This window comes from Klebsiella sp. JN_Kp126 (assembly GCF_033843325.1).
Taxonomy (GTDB): Bacteria; Pseudomonadota; Gammaproteobacteria; order Enterobacterales; family Enterobacteriaceae; genus Klebsiella; species Klebsiella michiganensis.
Genome location: NZ_JAWXQV010000084.1, coordinates 38,600 through 52,723, shown reverse-complemented (window position 1 = coordinate 52,723; position 14,124 = coordinate 38,600). Strand labels below are relative to the sequence as shown.

At 56.0% G+C, this 14,124-nt stretch carries 16 protein-coding genes and 1 pseudogene; 7 read left to right on the top strand and 10 right to left on the bottom strand.

Annotation, left to right across the window (positions count from 1 at the left end; genetic code table 11):
- Positions 1 to 137: 137 nt before the first annotated feature.
- From SIK97_RS20780 to SIK97_RS20770, 3 genes are all read left to right on the top strand, one after another.
- Positions 138 to 716, top strand: a complete 579-nt coding sequence (locus SIK97_RS20780; protein ID WP_004206571.1) for a recombinase family protein — start codon at positions 138 to 140, stop codon at positions 714 to 716.
- A 175-nt stretch (positions 717 to 891) separates the two neighbouring features.
- On the top strand, positions 892 to 2,097 hold the full coding sequence (gene chrA / locus SIK97_RS20775; RefSeq protein WP_004206572.1) for a chromate efflux transporter: 1,206 nt from the start codon (positions 892 to 894) through the stop codon (positions 2,095 to 2,097).
- Positions 2,098 to 2,107: 10 nt separating this feature from the next.
- Complete coding sequence (locus SIK97_RS20770; RefSeq protein ID WP_004206574.1) at positions 2,108 to 2,413, top strand: PadR family transcriptional regulator; 306 nt, start codon at positions 2,108 to 2,110, stop codon at positions 2,411 to 2,413.
- A 128-nt stretch (positions 2,414 to 2,541) separates the two neighbouring features.
- On the opposite strand, the gene arsH is transcribed toward SIK97_RS20770, so the two are convergent.
- Positions 2,542 to 3,240 carry an arsenical resistance protein ArsH gene (arsH, locus tag SIK97_RS20765; RefSeq protein WP_016151343.1) on the bottom strand — a complete coding sequence of 233 codons (699 nt, stop codon included), beginning with the start codon at positions 3,238 to 3,240 and terminating at the stop codon, positions 2,542 to 2,544.
- Positions 3,241 to 3,325: 85 nt separating this feature from the next.
- On the opposite strand from arsH, the gene SIK97_RS20760 reads away from it, so the two are divergent.
- The 4 genes from SIK97_RS20760 to SIK97_RS20745 all read left to right on the top strand — a co-directional run bounded on the left by SIK97_RS20760 (position 3,326) and on the right by SIK97_RS20745 (position 5,810).
- The gene (locus tag SIK97_RS20760; protein ID WP_004206577.1) at positions 3,326 to 3,646 is read left to right on the top strand and encodes a transcriptional regulator; all 321 of its coding nucleotides are present in this window, start codon (positions 3,326 to 3,328) and stop codon (positions 3,644 to 3,646) included.
- A 44-nt stretch (positions 3,647 to 3,690) separates the two neighbouring features.
- A complete protein-coding gene (locus SIK97_RS20755; RefSeq protein WP_032409266.1) occupies positions 3,691 to 4,980 on the top strand; it encodes an arsenic transporter in 1,290 nt (429 codons plus the stop codon).
- A gap of 12 nt (positions 4,981 to 4,992) precedes the next feature.
- Positions 4,993 to 5,418 (top strand): glutaredoxin-dependent arsenate reductase, encoded by a 426-nt coding sequence (gene arsC, locus SIK97_RS20750; protein ID WP_049593996.1) that lies wholly within the window; start codon positions 4,993 to 4,995, stop codon positions 5,416 to 5,418.
- Between the two features lie 113 nt (positions 5,419 to 5,531).
- Positions 5,532 to 5,810 (top strand): EAL domain-containing protein, encoded by a 279-nt coding sequence (locus SIK97_RS20745; RefSeq protein ID WP_004118253.1) that lies wholly within the window; start codon positions 5,532 to 5,534, stop codon positions 5,808 to 5,810.
- Positions 5,811 to 5,832: 22 nt separating this feature from the next.
- Here the strand turns inward: SIK97_RS20745 and SIK97_RS20740 are convergent.
- The 9 genes and pseudogenes from SIK97_RS20740 to fecI all read right to left on the bottom strand — a co-directional run.
- Positions 5,833 to 6,091 (bottom strand): annotated as a pseudogene (locus SIK97_RS20740) (IS66 family transposase); the annotation flags it as partial.
- A 49-nt stretch (positions 6,092 to 6,140) separates the two neighbouring features.
- Positions 6,141 to 6,479 (bottom strand): IS66 family insertion sequence element accessory protein TnpB, encoded by a 339-nt coding sequence (tnpB, locus tag SIK97_RS20735; RefSeq protein WP_032414410.1) that lies wholly within the window; start codon positions 6,477 to 6,479, stop codon positions 6,141 to 6,143.
- A 53-nt stretch (positions 6,480 to 6,532) separates the two neighbouring features.
- Positions 6,533 to 7,300, bottom strand: a complete 768-nt coding sequence (gene fecE, locus SIK97_RS20730) for a Fe(3+) dicitrate ABC transporter ATP-binding protein FecE (RefSeq protein WP_004152282.1) — start codon at positions 7,298 to 7,300, stop codon at positions 6,533 to 6,535.
- Positions 7,301 to 8,257 carry a Fe(3+) dicitrate ABC transporter permease subunit FecD gene (gene fecD / locus SIK97_RS20725; RefSeq protein ID WP_049593997.1) on the bottom strand — a complete coding sequence of 319 codons (957 nt, stop codon included), beginning with the start codon at positions 8,255 to 8,257 and terminating at the stop codon, positions 7,301 to 7,303. It lies immediately after the preceding gene.
- Positions 8,254 to 9,252: an iron-dicitrate ABC transporter permease FecC gene (gene fecC / locus SIK97_RS20720; RefSeq protein WP_049593998.1), complete on the bottom strand. Its 999-nt coding sequence runs from the start codon at positions 9,250 to 9,252 to the stop codon at positions 8,254 to 8,256. The genes fecD and fecC overlap by 4 nt, the downstream gene beginning before the upstream one ends.
- Positions 9,249 to 10,151 (bottom strand): Fe(3+) dicitrate ABC transporter substrate-binding protein FecB, encoded by a 903-nt coding sequence (gene fecB / locus SIK97_RS20715; RefSeq protein WP_004118241.1) that lies wholly within the window; start codon positions 10,149 to 10,151, stop codon positions 9,249 to 9,251. The genes fecC and fecB overlap by 4 nt, the downstream gene beginning before the upstream one ends.
- A gap of 44 nt (positions 10,152 to 10,195) precedes the next feature.
- Entirely contained in the window at positions 10,196 to 12,520 is a 2,325-nt protein-coding gene (gene fecA, locus SIK97_RS20710) for a TonB-dependent Fe(3+) dicitrate receptor FecA (protein ID WP_049593999.1), read from the bottom strand.
- 86 nt (positions 12,521 to 12,606) lie between these two features.
- Positions 12,607 to 13,560 (bottom strand): ferric citrate uptake sigma factor regulator FecR, encoded by a 954-nt coding sequence (fecR, locus tag SIK97_RS20705; protein WP_057173950.1) that lies wholly within the window; start codon positions 13,558 to 13,560, stop codon positions 12,607 to 12,609.
- Positions 13,557 to 14,078: an RNA polymerase sigma factor FecI gene (gene fecI / locus SIK97_RS20700; RefSeq protein WP_004118235.1), complete on the bottom strand. Its 522-nt coding sequence runs from the start codon at positions 14,076 to 14,078 to the stop codon at positions 13,557 to 13,559. Before fecI ends, fecR begins: the two co-directional genes overlap by 4 nt.
- Positions 14,079 to 14,124: the final 46 nt, after the last annotated feature.

Genomic DNA, 14,124 nt, shown 5'->3' with positions numbered 1-14,124 from the left:
TTCATTAAAGTTATCATTCGCACTGACCGAAACCGGTCGGTTTCGTACGCCTCGCAAACAATATGTCCGAAAGTCAGCGAAATTTGTTTCGTACATACGTTATAATTCGGACACCCTTTGCGTACGGAAAGTTTCCTATGTCACGAGTTTTTGCCTACTGTCGGGTCTCCACTCTGGAACAGAATACAGAAAATCAGCGCCATGAAATTGAAGCGGCGGGTTTTGCCATCAGACCCCAGCGGCTGATTGAGGAACATATAAGTGGTTCGGTTGCTGCCAGCGAAAGACCAGGGTTCATCCGGTTGCTTGATCGAATGGAAAGCGGTGACGTATTGATTGTCACCAAACTTGACCGACTCGGCCGTAATGCGATGGATATCCGAAAAACAGTTGAACAACTGGCTACTTTAGATATCCGTGTTCATTGTCTCGCTCTCGGAGGTGTGGATTTAACCAGCCCGGCCGGAAAAATGACTATGCAGGTGATTTCAGCTGTGGCTGAGTTTGAGAGGGATCTGCTGATTGAACGCACACATTCAGGGATTTCTCGGGCAAGATCAGCCGGGAAACGCTTCGGTCGTCCGCCCATCTTGAGCGAGGAGCAAAAAAAAATAGTGTCAGAGCGCCTTAATTCCGGGGCCAGTATCAGTGCGGTTGCCAGAGAATTTAATACCACCCGGCAAACCATACTCCGGGTAAAAGCAGGACAGCAATAATACTGAATGTGAATAAAGCCCATAACTGGCCAGGCAGTTGAAACTGTTCTTGAAGTAAACATCTGGAAAGCATGAAACATCATTCTATCCACAGGGAGCAGTGGCTATTATAATCGAATTTCGATAACGAAATTCGATTATAATAGCCACTAAAACCAGCAATCAGGATCTGACCATGAACGATACTGCCAGGAATGATCACAGCCCCTGGGCTGTCTTTCTGATTTTCTTCCGACTTGGCCTGACATCCTTCGGCGGCCCAATTGCCCATCTGGGTTACTTCCGCGATGAGTTTGTGACGCGACGGCAGTGGTTGACCGAGCGCAGCTATGCAGATTTGGTCGCTCTGTGCCAGTTCCTTCCGGGACCAGCAAGCAGTCAGGTTGGTATAGCGCTCGGGCTGTCCCGGGCCGGTTATACCGGGGCGCTGGCAGCATGGGCCGGCTTCACGCTACCGTCAGCAGTTGCACTGATCCTGTTTGCGCTGGGGATGACCAGTTACGGGGATGTGATGCCCTCTGGTGTATTGCATGGGCTGAAAGTGGTAGCCGTTGCGGTGGTCGCGCAAGCTGTATGGGGCATGGCCCGAAATCTTTGCCCGGATATACCGCGTATTACTGTCATGGCAGTGGCAACCTGCTTTGTGCTTCTTGTGCCATCGGCCTGGGGACAGGTGGGAGTAATCGTCACTGCGGCTGTCACTGGCATGTTACTGTTCAAACCTCAGCAGACGACGGTACATGATCCGCTGCCCGTTTCAATACGGCGTCGCGTCGGATTGTTCTGGCTCACGCTGTTCTTTGTGCTACTGACAGGGTTACCATTGCTGACGGCGATATTCCCAAATCCGACGCTGTTAATGGTAGAAACTTTCTACCGGACCGGATCACTGGTTTTTGGTGGCGGGCATGTCGTGCTGCCATTACTGCAGACTGAAGTCGTTCCTTCTGGCTGGGTCAGCACTGATACATTCCTGGCTGGCTACGGCGCTGCCCAGGCCGTTCCTGGACCGTTGTTCACTTTTGCAGCCTTTCTCGGGGCTTCGATGAACCAGGTGCCTTCTGGCTGGCTGGGTGGTCTGGTTTGTCTGCTGGCAATTTTCGCACCGTCCTTCCTTCTGATTGTGGGAGCATTGCCGTTCTGGGAAAGTCTGCGCCGCAATATCCGTACACAAGCAGCGTTGCAGGGTATTAATGCAGCCGTAGTTGGCCTTCTGCTGGCAGCTCTCTATCAACCAGTATGGACGAGCGCAGTTCTCGCTCCGCAAGATTTCGGCCTTGCCCTTGTGGCACTGGTCGCTCTGATGTTCTGGAAACTGCCGCCGTGGCTGGTCGTAGTGAGTTGCGGTGTTGCGGGTTGGTTGTTGAGTTTAGCACTGTGAGGTTCCGGGCGTGACCGACAAAGATCTTTACGGCGGGATGATCCGTTTGCACATCCTGCATCATGCAGCCAAAGAACCCGTCTTTGGTCTGGGCATCATTGAGGAATTGCGACACCACGGTTATCAACTCAGCCCGGGTACCCTGTATCCGATGCTGCACGGTATGGAAAAGAAGGGGTATCTCACCTCACGACATGTTCAGGCCGGTCGACGAAGTCGGCGAGTATATGAAATCACCGGACAAGGGCACATAGCGCTAACGGACGCCAGAAACAGGGTGAAAGAGCTGTTCGGTGAACTTGTTGAAGGCAAATGATATGCCTATGGTTTTAGTCCGGTCTGCCGTCTTCTGAAAACGACAGACACATGTAAGATTATCCGCTGCCTGGCAGAAGGAGACTTTGTGAAAACGCTCATGGTGTGTATTTATACGATCAGAAGGCGTTATATTTTTTCCTGATTGACGCGGTACGAAAGTTCCTGATGACTCTCTTTTCGTTCGCTGTAGCGATCTGCAAGGTAGCTGGTTTGTCCCCTGAGCAGCAACGTAATTTTAAACAACTCCTCTGCGACATCTACGATACGGTCGTACCATGAGGACGGCTTCATCCTTCCGTTCTCATCAAATTCCTGCCAGGCTTTCGCCACCGAGGACTGGTTGGGAATTGTGAACATCCGCATCCAGCGGCCCAGAATGCGCATCTGGTTCACGGCATTGAAGGACTGCGAACCGCCGCAAACCTGCATCACTGCAAGTGTCTTGCCCTGCGAAGGACGAACCGCGCCTTCACTCAACGGTATCCAGTCGATCTGCGCCTTCATCACCGCGCTCATAGCCCCGTGCCGTTCCGGCGAGCTCCACACCATCCCGTCACACCATCTGACCAGCCCGCGTAGCTCGGAGACTTTAGGGTGCGTATCCGGGGCATCATCCGGCAGGGGTAAACCGGAGGGGTTAAAGAATTTCACCTCCGCGCCCATCGCCGTCAGCAGGCGACCTGCTTCCTCCGCGGCAAAGCGACTGTAGGAGCGCTCCCTTACTGAGCCATACAGGATCAGAATCCGTGGGGGCTCCTGCAGGTGCAGACGTTCGGCAATATGTTGATCAAAACAGTCAGTATTCAGGGCTGGAAATTGTTCCATTTTTCTCCTCCGGAGAGAACAGGTGATTTTAAAGTTAATATATATGATCTAACATATGTGTATTCTAAAGGGAACGGAGTGAAAAATGCTACAACCTGTTCAGCTTTTCAAAATCCTGTCGGATGAAACACGGCTAGCCATCGTCATGCTTCTCCGTGAGTCCGGAGAATTGTGCGTCTGCGATATCTGCGTTGCCACCTCCGAATCGCAGCCCAAAATTTCGCGACATATGGCTATCCTTCGCGAGGCTGATCTGGTTCTTGACCGTCGGGAAGGCAAATGGATCCACTATCGTCTGTCACCCCATATTCCGGCGTGGGCAGCAGAGACAATCACGACGACCTGGCAGTGTCTGCGCGAGGATGTACGTGAATGGCTGGACAAATCAGCCTGCACCTCCTGCTGAGGCAGGAAAACATATTTACAAAATCATATATGATGGGGTCTGAGATGCTTTTGGCAGGGAGTATATTTTTACTGACGCTGGTACTGGTGATCTGGCAACCCAGAGGCCTGAGTATTGGTTGGAGCGCGAGTATCGGGGCTGTGCTGGCGCTGGGAACCGGTGTCATCCATATCGCTGATATTCCCGTTGTCTGGAATATCGTCTGGAACGCGACAGCGGCATTTATTGCGGTCATCATCATCAGCCTGCTGCTCGATGAGTCCGGCTTCTTTGAATGGGCCGCACTGCACGTCTCCCGCTGGGGTAACGGACGTGGCCGCCTGCTGTTCACCTGGATAGTCTTGCTCGGTGCCGCTGTTGCTGCTTTGTTCGCCAATGATGGCGCCGCGCTGATCCTGACGCCGATTGTGATTGCGATGCTGCTCGCACTGGGGTTCAGCCAGGGCACGACACTGGCCTTTGTCATGGCTGCAGGATTTATTGCAGATACGGCCAGCCTGCCACTCATTGTTTCTAACCTGGTGAATATCGTCTCGGCGGACTTCTTCGATCTGGGCTTTACGCAGTACGCCTCCGTTATGATCCCCGTGGATGCGGCAGCGATTGCGGCCACGCTGATCATGCTGCATCTCTTCTTCCGCAGGGATATTCCGGCAACGTATGACGTTTCGCTGCTGAAGACGCCTGCCAGTGTGATAAAGGATGCGGCAACGTTCAGGGCGGGCTGGATTGTCCTGTTATTGCTGCTTGTCGGTTTCTTCGTTCTGGAGCCGCTGGGGATCCCTGTCAGCGCGATAGCAGCTGCTGGCGCAGCAGTACTGTTTATCGTGGCGAAAAGAGGTCATGGCATCAACACAGGGAAAGTCCTGCGCAGTGCGCCATGGCAGATCGTGATTTTTTCGCTGGGCATGTACCTGGTGGTCTATGGCCTGCGCAATGCCGGGCTCACGGAGTATCTGTCTGGTGTACTGAACCTGCTGGCAGAAAAGGGGTTATGGGCAGCAACGTTCGGCACCGGCTTCCTGACCGCGTTCCTGTCGTCGGTGATGAACAATATGCCGACGGTGCTGATTGGCGCGCTGTCGATTGACGGGAGTACGGCGACTGGCGTCGTCAAAGAGGCAATGATTTATGCCAACGTGATTGGCTGCGATTTAGGCCCGAAAATCACCCCGATTGGCAGTCTGGCAACCCTGCTTTGGCTGCATGTGCTTGCCCAGAAAAATATAACGATCACCTGGGGTTATTACTTCCGCACGGGCATTATCATGACTCTGCCCGTGCTGTTTGTCACTCTGGCCGCGCTGGCGTTGCGGCTTTCCATCACTTTGTAATGAGATAAAGATATGAGCAACATTACCATCTATCACAACCCGGCCTGCGGCACTTCACGCAACACGCTGGAGATGATCCGTAACAGCGGTAACGAACCGACCATTATTTATTATCTCGATACGCCACCGACCCGTGATAAGCTGATTAAACTTATTTCAGATATGGGAATTACGGTGCGTGCATTGCTGCGTAAGAATGTTGAGCCTTATGAACACCTGGGCCTTGATGAAGAGAAATTCAGTGATGAGCAGTTGATTGATTTTATGCTTCAACATCCGATCCTGATTAATCGGCCGGTAGTCGTTACGCCGCTTGGCACTCGTCTTTGCCGCCCTTCAGAAATAGTGCTGGATATTCTACCTGAAGGTCAGAAAGGAGCGTTTACCAAAGAGGACGGCGAAAAGGTCATTGACGAAACGGGGAAGCGGGTTAAGTAACCTGTTTTTTTCGTCTCATTTTTATCGTATTCGGGTGTCTGTCTGTACCATGCAGACGCTCGCTTTTTGTAATGCCAGCTAAAGAAACAGGCTTAACGTAGGATATTTTCCGTTTGCCAAGCGGCCCCCATATTGAATGGCTGACGGTACTGGATTTCGATGAGATAAAAATAGACCGTATTTTTATTGCCAATATTGATGACCCGGTGAAGCGAGCGCTACTTGTTTCTGTGGTGAAAGGGTTACGTGGTACTGGCAAACCACTGGTGTTTGTAGGGGTGGAAACGCCAGGACAGTTTGAATTCGTCCGTTCTCTTGGCCTCGGTTACCTAGTTCAGGGCTGGTATACCGGAAAACCCGAAACAATATCTGCGATGAATATTCAGGGTTAAAACGATACGGGGCCCGGCCCGTATCGGCAACCCGACCCGTCAGCGTATCGCTTTCTGTCTGAAGCCGGTTCAGGTCGGCTTCTATCTGCGCGATGCGGCGGGAGATTTATTCAGAACGACTGCCGAAGTTCATCCGGCGAAGCTTATCCAGCTGCGCCTGCAGATGGTCTATTTCGCGCTCCCGGTCGGCCTGCTTTTCCAGCAGGGCGCGGTTCAGCGCTTCCTGTTCGGACAGGCGCTGTTTCAGCAGAAGGATGTCGTCAGGGGGAGGTGTTGTTCATAAGCCCGCATTTTACCAGGCTTATTCAACGACAACCAGGATAAAGAGGCCTACAACATGGTCAGGGACGTAAGCAGTCTTTTAGGCTGCCGCCAGTCGATGCCTTCCAGAAGCATTGCCAGCTGCGCCGGGGTCAGGAACACTTTGCCATCGCGGGCAGAGGGCCAGGCGAAGCGGCCGCGTTCCAGCCGGTTGGTCAGCAGGCACAGCCCGTCGCCGGTGGACCACAGCAGTTTGACCTTACTGCCGCTGCGGCCCCGGAAGATGAAGACATGGCCGGACATCGGGTCATCTTTCAGCATCGTCTGCACCTTTGCGGCGAGACCATTGAAGCCGTTGCGCATGTCGGTGATACCGGCAACCAGCCAGATTTTGGTGCCTGTTGGCAGGTGGTTATCACTTCCTTTATCTGTCCTGTGATGATCCTTATGACTTCGCCAGACTACTTCACCACACACATGGGTCTGCCAGATACCGGTTCGGGATGGATTTCCGCTTCTACGCTGAACACCGTCTTTAGAAGCTCTGGTTTCATCACTGCTTCCGGAGCACCTTGCGCCATCACGCGACCGCTTGCCAGTACCACCAGATGATCGCAATAGCGGCTGGCCTGATTCAGATCGTGGAGTACCGTCACTACGGTTTTCCCCTGCCTTTTGAGTTCAACCATCAGGCGCATCAGTTCAACCTGATGATTGATATCGAGGTAGGTCGTAGGCTCATCAAGAAGAATGAGTGGGGTATCCTGTGCCAGCACCATCGCCAGAAACGCACGCTGGCGCTGGCCGCCGGAAAGCTGGGTTAACCTGCGGTCAGCCAGATTGCGCGTCCGGGTCTGACTCATTGCCACGTTGACCCGCTCGTTGTCTTCCGCGGAGAGTCGCCCCCACAACGACAGCCACGGGCTGCGGCCGTAGGAAACCAGTTCCCGTACAGTGATCCCCTCGGGGGATAAATGGTGTTGCGGCAGTAAAGCCAGGCGGCGAGCCAGCTGGCGGGCGGAAAAACCGGCTATGGGTTTTTCATCAAGCAATATCTCGCCAGAGTCTGGTGTTAACAGGCGAGAAAAACAGTTCAACAGCGTCGATTTCCCGCAACCGTTAGGGCCGAGCAGGGCCGTGATTTTTCCAGCAGGCAGGGCGAGAGAAAGTCCATCCAGCACGGTTTGTGCGCCATAGCTGACGGTCAGATTTTCAGTACGTAATCTCATTTATCGCATTTTCACAAGCAGCCAGACAAACCACGGTGCGCCGATAATGGCGGTCAGCACGCCTGCCGGAAGCTCCAGCGGCGGATGAATGATTCGTGCCAGCAGATCGGCAATGACCAGCAACAACGCGCCCGTCAGGGCCGAAACGGGCATCAGCCAGCGGTGACGCCCGCCGGCGATCCTGCGCACCATGTGCGGCACGACGAGACCAATAAAACTTATCGGGCCACAGACGGCCACGCCGGTTGCTGTCATCGCGACAGCCAGCATCAGCCCCTGGAACCGGGTGCGCTGAACCGACACGCCGAGCGTGGCTGCTCGTGCATCGCCCAGCGCCAGCAGGTCGAGATCGCGACAAAAGCGCAGGCTCAGCGGCAAAAACAGAATGAGCAACGGCACGGCAATCTTCACAAAGTGCCAGTCGCGCCCCCATAAGCTACCCGTCAGCCACAGCAGGGCACTGTTTACATCCTGCGGGTGCAGGAGCATCAGGTAATCCGTCAGGCTCGCCCAGCAGGCGGAAAGCGCCACGCCGGTGAGCGCCAGCTTCATCGGCTGGTGGGTCTTTGCCAGCATCTTCAGCAAGATCAACCCCGCCATACCGCCCGCAAAGGCCAGCAGCGGCAACACCATCACGGATAGTGATGGCATAAGAAGCAGTGCTCCCACAGAGGCAAGGCTGGCGGCATGGTTAATGCCGAGAATATCCGGTGATGCTAGCGGGTTACGCACAATCCCCTGTACCAGCACGCCCGCCACGGCGAGGGCTGCACCGACAAACAGTGCCAGCAGCAAGCGCGGCAGTCGGTACTCCATCAATACATAATAATGCTCGCGTCCGTCCTGCCAGTCGGTCAGCAGCGCGCGCCACGGCACGGGGATCACCCCCATATGGAGTGATAACAGCGCACAGCCTGCCAGGGCAAGGGTGATGAAAATGACCAGCGCAATTTTCATCCTCGCCTCCTCACCAGCCAGACAAAGCAAGGACTGCCAATCAGCGCCAGCACTGCGCCTGCGGGCAGATCGCCGGGGAAGGCCAGCGCGCGTGCGAGTACATCTGCCATCAGCATCAGCGTGGCCCCCAGCAGCATGCTCACCGGCAGTACGTTGCGCTGATCGAAGCCTGCCCAGAAGCGCGCCAGATGTGGCACCAGCAGGCCGATAAACGCCACCGGACCTGCCACACTGACGCACGCGCCAACCAGAAGCAGCACTAACATATTGATGATCAAACGTAGTCTCGGCAGGTTCACTCCCAGCGTATGGGCGGTACTGTCGCTGACGTTGAGCAGGTTCAGTTGATTCGCCAGCAGCAACACGGCAGGGACTGCAGTGACCACCACCGGCAAGAGCTGCCAGACATCCTGCCAGTGGGCGTGGGACACTCCGCCTGCCAGCCAGTAAAAGATGCCGTAAGCATGATCTTCGGCCAGCAGTAGGGTGATGCGGGTCAGGGCCATACAAAAGGCCGACAGCGCGATACCCGCGAGGATCAGTTTGTTTCTGTCCTGGGTATGACGAAACCCGCCTCCTGCGGTCATGACCAGCAGCCAGCTCACGCCGCCCCCGCATGCCGCGATGAACGACAGGGAATAGCCTGCAACCGGCGTCGGACTCAGCGCGCTGGTAAGCGCCATAGCCAGCGCCGCGCCGCTGTTAATGCCGAGCAGTGAAGGAGAGGCCATTGGGTTGTGGGTCAGGGTTTGCAGCAGCGTGCCCGCGAGCGCCAGGCTTGCGCCGATCAGAACGGCGACCAGGCTTCGCGGCAAACGAAGGTTTTGCACCAGCGCTTCTGGTAGCGTTGGCGTGTGTCCAGGCAGCAGGGCGCGGATTGCGTCTGCTCCGGAAACAGGAATGGCCGAGTAGCAAAACAGACTCAGCCAGAAAATAATAATAAGTACTGCAACGGGAAGCCCCCACAGCAGCACCGGGTGTTTTAGCGCGGTCATTTCACATCGGTAAGCGGCTGATGGTGGAAGATTTTTACCGTGTCAGCGGCAATACGCTCTGCGGCAAAAATACCGCGCATCCGCGCCCAGGCGTTACTGTCGACTGAAGCAACCTGCTGCTTCTGCGCGGCGGTTAATATCTGCCAGAGCGGATCTTGTTGCCAGCGTTTAACAATGCTCTCTTCGCGATAGTGGGCAACCAGCAGCCAGGCAGGATTGACCGCCAGCAGTTGCTCCAGGCCGATGGACGGCATGGACGCGCCCGCCATCGCAGCGGGAACGTTCAGCCCCAGAGAAGCCAGCACGCTGCCGGTCCAGGTCTCCTGGGTATGCAGGTTGAATAGCTGTTCGCGTGATGTGCCAAAGGCCACGCGTGTCCCTGTGGGAAGCTGGCTGGCCCACTGCGCCATCTTCTCTTTATGTTGTTCCAGACGCGCCTGCATCTCTCGTTTTTTACCTACCACTTCGCCGATGATAGCCGCTGAGTGCAAATTTTCAGCGTAGGTTTCGTTGCGGGACTTAAGCAGCAGTACCGGCGCGATTTGCTGCAAGGCGGTGTAAATCCCCGCATGGCGACTGCTGTCGGCAATGATCAGGTCTGGTTTCAGGGCAGCAATGGCTTCCAGGCTCGGCTGCGCGCGCGTTCCGACGGACTGCCACGGTTTCAGGTGCGCACGCACTTCGGGCAGGATGCGTTTTGCATCGTTATCGTCGGCAATACCGATCGGGCTGACGTCCACGGCGGCCAGCGCATCGGCGAACGAGAGTTCCAGCACCACAATCCGTTGTGGCGTTTTATCGAGTGTAAACGTGCCGTGTTCGTCCTGAACCGTGGCGGCAAAGGCGTGGCCGATCACCAGCAGCAGGCCTGCAAAAAGAAAACGGATAAATGCCAACATAGTCACATTCCAGCTAAAAGCCCGGCAAGCCGGGCGTTAACACATCAGAACTTCAACGACCCCTGCATATACAGCGTGCGCGGCTGGCCTGCGTAGATGCCTTTGTTGTTGTCGTCATAAGAGCGGATGAAGTAGTCCTGGTCGAAGATGTTTTTCACACCGAACGCCAGGTTCAGATCTGCCATCTGCGGGCCAAAGTCATACGCCACGCGTGCGCCCCAGAGCATGAAGCCGGGAATGCGGCCGGTACTGCCGTCGGCGCTCTCTTTCACCGTATTGGCGTTATCCGCAAACTGGCTGGACTGGAAATCGCTGTTCAGATTGAACGTCCAGTTGCCCGGCTTGTAGTCCACGCCCAGCGTGCCTTTATGTTTCGGGGAGAATGGCACCTGAATGCCATAGGTGTCGCCTTTCTCGCGGATTTCCGCGTTCACATACGCATAGCTGGCGTAGACGGAAACGTTATCAAGCGTTGGCGTTAGCGTACCCAGGTCGTAACGTGCCTGCGTTTCCAGCCCGGTATGGCGCGTTTTGCCACGTGCAGTGACGGTGTCGTTGGTCTGGTTGGAGTCGTACTGATTGTTAAAGTTAATTAGGAACAGCCCCGTTTCCGCCGTCAGCGCGCCGTCGTCGTAGCGGGTACCGAGTTCCCAGGTTCGCGCTTTTTCCGGTTCCACATTGCCGCTTTGCACAGCCTTGCCAATCTGGCTGTACTGTACGGTGCCGAACGAGCCTTCAGTGTTTGCATAAAGATTCCAGCTATCAGTCAGGTGATAGAGCACGTTCAACGCCGGAAGCGGTGCGTTATAGCTCACCTCTTCGTGCGTGCCTTTGATGGCGTTGTTCTGGTATGACTCGATATGTTCGAAACGCATACCCGGCGTGATGGTCCAGTTGCCGATGTCGATTTTGTCATCCAGATACCAGGCGTGCGCCTCGGTGCCGGAACGCGTGTCGCGGTCGTAAGGGCTTGAGCCGGACGGCAACTGCCCGCTGCTGGTGGCGGTGTAGTAACGCATTTCATGCGTTGATTCATTCACATAGCGATAGCCCACGCCCACTTCGTGCGCGGAAGGGCCGATCATAAAGCTCTGGCTGTAGCGTGGCTCAATACCGCGCACCCAGTAGTTACGCGGCGAGAGGGTGATGCGTTTGCCTTGCTCCAGGTAGCCGCTGCGCAGGGTTTGGGTGTAGAACCCCTGAATGTTGAATTTATGCTGGCTGTCCGGCTGGAACTGGTAGCCCAGGCTCGCCAGCTTGCGACGGCCCCAGAAGCGGTCATACGGGCGGGTGGATTGCCAGCGATCGGCGTCGTAATCCGCGCGGGACAGGCCGCCGGGCATGTCGGCTTCACCATCGTAATATTGCAGCAGGCTGTTGAAGGTGTGCACCTCATTCGGCGCATATTTGCTTTTCAGCATCAGGTCGTCGATGCGGGTGGCGCTGTGCTCGCGCCAGTCACTGCCGCGCGTGCCGGAGTAGAGCAGCGCGGTGCCAAAACCGTTGTCCGCTGTGCCGCCCACCATCAGGTTGTGGGTCTCTTTCGGGTTGTTTTGTGAAGAGGTTGGGCTGAGCTGACCTTCCACCCCCGCCTCGATACCAAAGTCCTGCGGAATGGCGCGGGTAACAAAGTTCACCACGCCGCCCACGCTCTGCGGTCCGTAACGCACCGCACCACCACCGCGCACCACGTCAATGGCATCCATGTTGCCGAGCGAAACGGGAGCCAGGGAAAGCTGCGGCTGACCGTAAGGGGCAAAGGGGACGGGGATGCCGTCCATCAGGACGGTCGAGCGGCTGGCGAGGCGTGGGTTCAGGCCCCGGATGCCAAAGTTCATCGCCAGGTCGTGGCTGCCGGTGCCGTTGTTTTCCGGCGCGCTGACGCCAGGGATGCGGTTAAGCACCTCACGCATGGTGGTTGCGCCGGTTTTGGCGAAATCCTCACGGCGGATCACGTCACGCGCGCCAGCATGTTCAAATACGTCGTTTTCACGCGCATCGCCCAGCCAGTCGCCGACCACGGTCAGGGCATCTTCTTTTGGCGCGGGCGCGGTCTCCAGCGTCCAGCTGTTATTTCCCAGCGGTTTTACCTGCAGTCCGCTGCCGTCCAGCAGCTGTTGCAGGCCGCTCTCGACGTCGTAATCTCCGTGCAGGCCGTTGCTCTGCTTGCCGCGCGTCAGGCTGGCGTCAACCGAGAGGGTAATTCCGCTGTGTGCGGCATACTGATTGAGCGCTTTGTCGAGCGATCCCGGTGTGATATCAACCTGTGCAGCAAAAGCGGAAAACGAGAGACCGGCCAGCGGCAGCAGGCTCAGGCGAATGGCGTTAACCAAAGGTGTTGTTTTACGAAAAACGCGTAACGGCGTCATACCTTCTCCATCATCATTTTTGTTGTGTTCAGCTATGAGTCGAACGAGAAGGGTAAAAAGGACAATCGAAATGAGAATTATTTTTCTTACAGCGGTGAAATGTTTATCCAGTACCGCGTAATAGACTGAATTTTAACGGGAAGCGTTTGAGCGATAACGTTCAGGATCGCATCGGTATTTTTCAGCGGGAACATCCCGCTCAGGCGCAGCCCGGCAACGGCGGGATCGCAGCGCAGCACGCCGTTGCGGTAACGGCTTAGCGTGGCTATCACCTCACCCAGCGGTTTATCGCTGAAGCTCAGGATGCCCTTCGTCCAGCTTGTACTCTCGTCATCCAGCGGTTTCACTGCGCCAAACTCAGAGGCGCTGAACTGCAGGCTTTCACCAGCGTTCACGATGCGTTTTTGCGCGGGGGCACTGGCGAGAAGCACTTCCACGGCGTGCTGCTGCACGTCAAGCTGCGTGAAATTATCCTGCTGGCGGACGGTAAATTCTGTCCCTAAAGCGGTGAGTTGGCCCTGACGGGTCAGGACGCGGAAGGGGCGTTGCTGCGCATCTTTCGCGGTAGTAATGGCGATTTCACCGTACCAGAGCCGGACGGTGCGCTGATGCGCATCAAAACGCACATCCGCCGCGCTTTGGGTATTCAGCGTGAGCAGGGAGCCATCTTCCAGTTGCTGACGGCTGACTGCGCCTTTGGCGGTGCGGTAATCTGCCCGCAGACCTTCGCCGGTTTCCGACTGCCAGAGTTGCCAGCCTCCGCCAGCGCCGAGCAACAGCAGTAATCCTTTCATCACGTGACGGCGGGTGAGGCGGGTATCGTGCAGCGCCCGGCTGGCAACGTCGCCAGGCACACCGCCAAGCTGGTTGCGCAGGTTTTCAACCTGCTGCCAGGCCCACTGGTTATCCTGATCCTGTTCATACCACTGTTGCCAGCGCGCTTCCTGTTGTGGGCTGACGCGCTCGCCGCTTAGCACGGCATACCAGTGGGAAGCTGAACGCAGCGCCTGACGGCGGGAATCGGTTAACGAAGGATTCATAACCCATGCTCCAGACGAAACAGCAGGCAGTGCTCGACGGCTTTCGCCACGTATTTTTTCACGGAGCTGACGGAAACACCGAGTTTGTGCGCAATCTCGCTGTATGTCAGGCCATCCAGTTGCGAAAGCAGAAACGCTTCACGTGTTTTTCCGTTTAGCCCGTCCAGCATGCTGTCGACGAGTTGTAGGGTCTCGAGCTGGCTTTCGCGTTCCTCAGGTGAAGGCGCTACCCCCTCCGGCATAAGCGCCAGCATCTCCAGATACGCTTTTTCCAGCGCGTTTCGGCGAAACAGGTCCACCATCACGCGTTTGGCGATAGTGCACAGGAAAGAGCGAGGATCGCGGATCGTCGAGAGCGTTTCGCTGCTCATTACCCGCAAAAAAGTGTCCTGGGCAATGTCATCTGCATCAAAGGCAGACTGGAGTTTGCGCGTCAGCCAACTTTTCAACCAGCCGTGATGGGTGCCATAAAGCGACTCGAACGTTAAGGAAGCTGTGGTAGTGGCACGGTCAGACATGCGGAGTGCATCAAAAGTTAATTATCACGTAGCCATATTAATATGA

What these genes read in the sequence shown, in the direction of transcription:
- fecI (WP_004118235.1), bottom strand. Translation starts at nt 14,078, where the DNA reads ATGTCTGACCGTGCCACTACCACAGCTTCCTTAACGTTCGAGTCGCTT.
- fecR (WP_057173950.1), bottom strand. Translation starts at nt 13,560, where the DNA reads ATGAATCCTTCGTTAACCGATTCCCGCCGTCAGGCGCTGCGTTCAGCT.
- SIK97_RS20780 (WP_004206571.1), top strand. Translation starts at nt 138, where the DNA reads ATGTCACGAGTTTTTGCCTACTGTCGGGTCTCCACTCTGGAACAGAAT.
- SIK97_RS20755 (WP_032409266.1), top strand. Translation starts at nt 3,691, where the DNA reads ATGCTTTTGGCAGGGAGTATATTTTTACTGACGCTGGTACTGGTGATC.
- arsH (WP_016151343.1), bottom strand. Translation starts at nt 3,240, where the DNA reads ATGGAACAATTTCCAGCCCTGAATACTGACTGTTTTGATCAACATATT.
- fecD (WP_049593997.1), bottom strand. Translation starts at nt 8,257, where the DNA reads ATGAAAATTGCGCTGGTCATTTTCATCACCCTTGCCCTGGCAGGCTGT.
- chrA (WP_004206572.1), top strand. Translation starts at nt 892, where the DNA reads ATGAACGATACTGCCAGGAATGATCACAGCCCCTGGGCTGTCTTTCTG.
- fecE (WP_004152282.1), bottom strand. Translation starts at nt 7,300, where the DNA reads ATGAGATTACGTACTGAAAATCTGACCGTCAGCTATGGCGCACAAACC.
- arsC (WP_049593996.1), top strand. Translation starts at nt 4,993, where the DNA reads ATGAGCAACATTACCATCTATCACAACCCGGCCTGCGGCACTTCACGC.
- fecC (WP_049593998.1), bottom strand. Translation starts at nt 9,252, where the DNA reads ATGACCGCGCTAAAACACCCGGTGCTGCTGTGGGGGCTTCCCGTTGCA.
- SIK97_RS20760 (WP_004206577.1), top strand. Translation starts at nt 3,326, where the DNA reads ATGCTACAACCTGTTCAGCTTTTCAAAATCCTGTCGGATGAAACACGG.
- fecA (WP_049593999.1), bottom strand. Translation starts at nt 12,520, where the DNA reads ATGACGCCGTTACGCGTTTTTCGTAAAACAACACCTTTGGTTAACGCC.
- fecB (WP_004118241.1), bottom strand. Translation starts at nt 10,151, where the DNA reads ATGTTGGCATTTATCCGTTTTCTTTTTGCAGGCCTGCTGCTGGTGATC.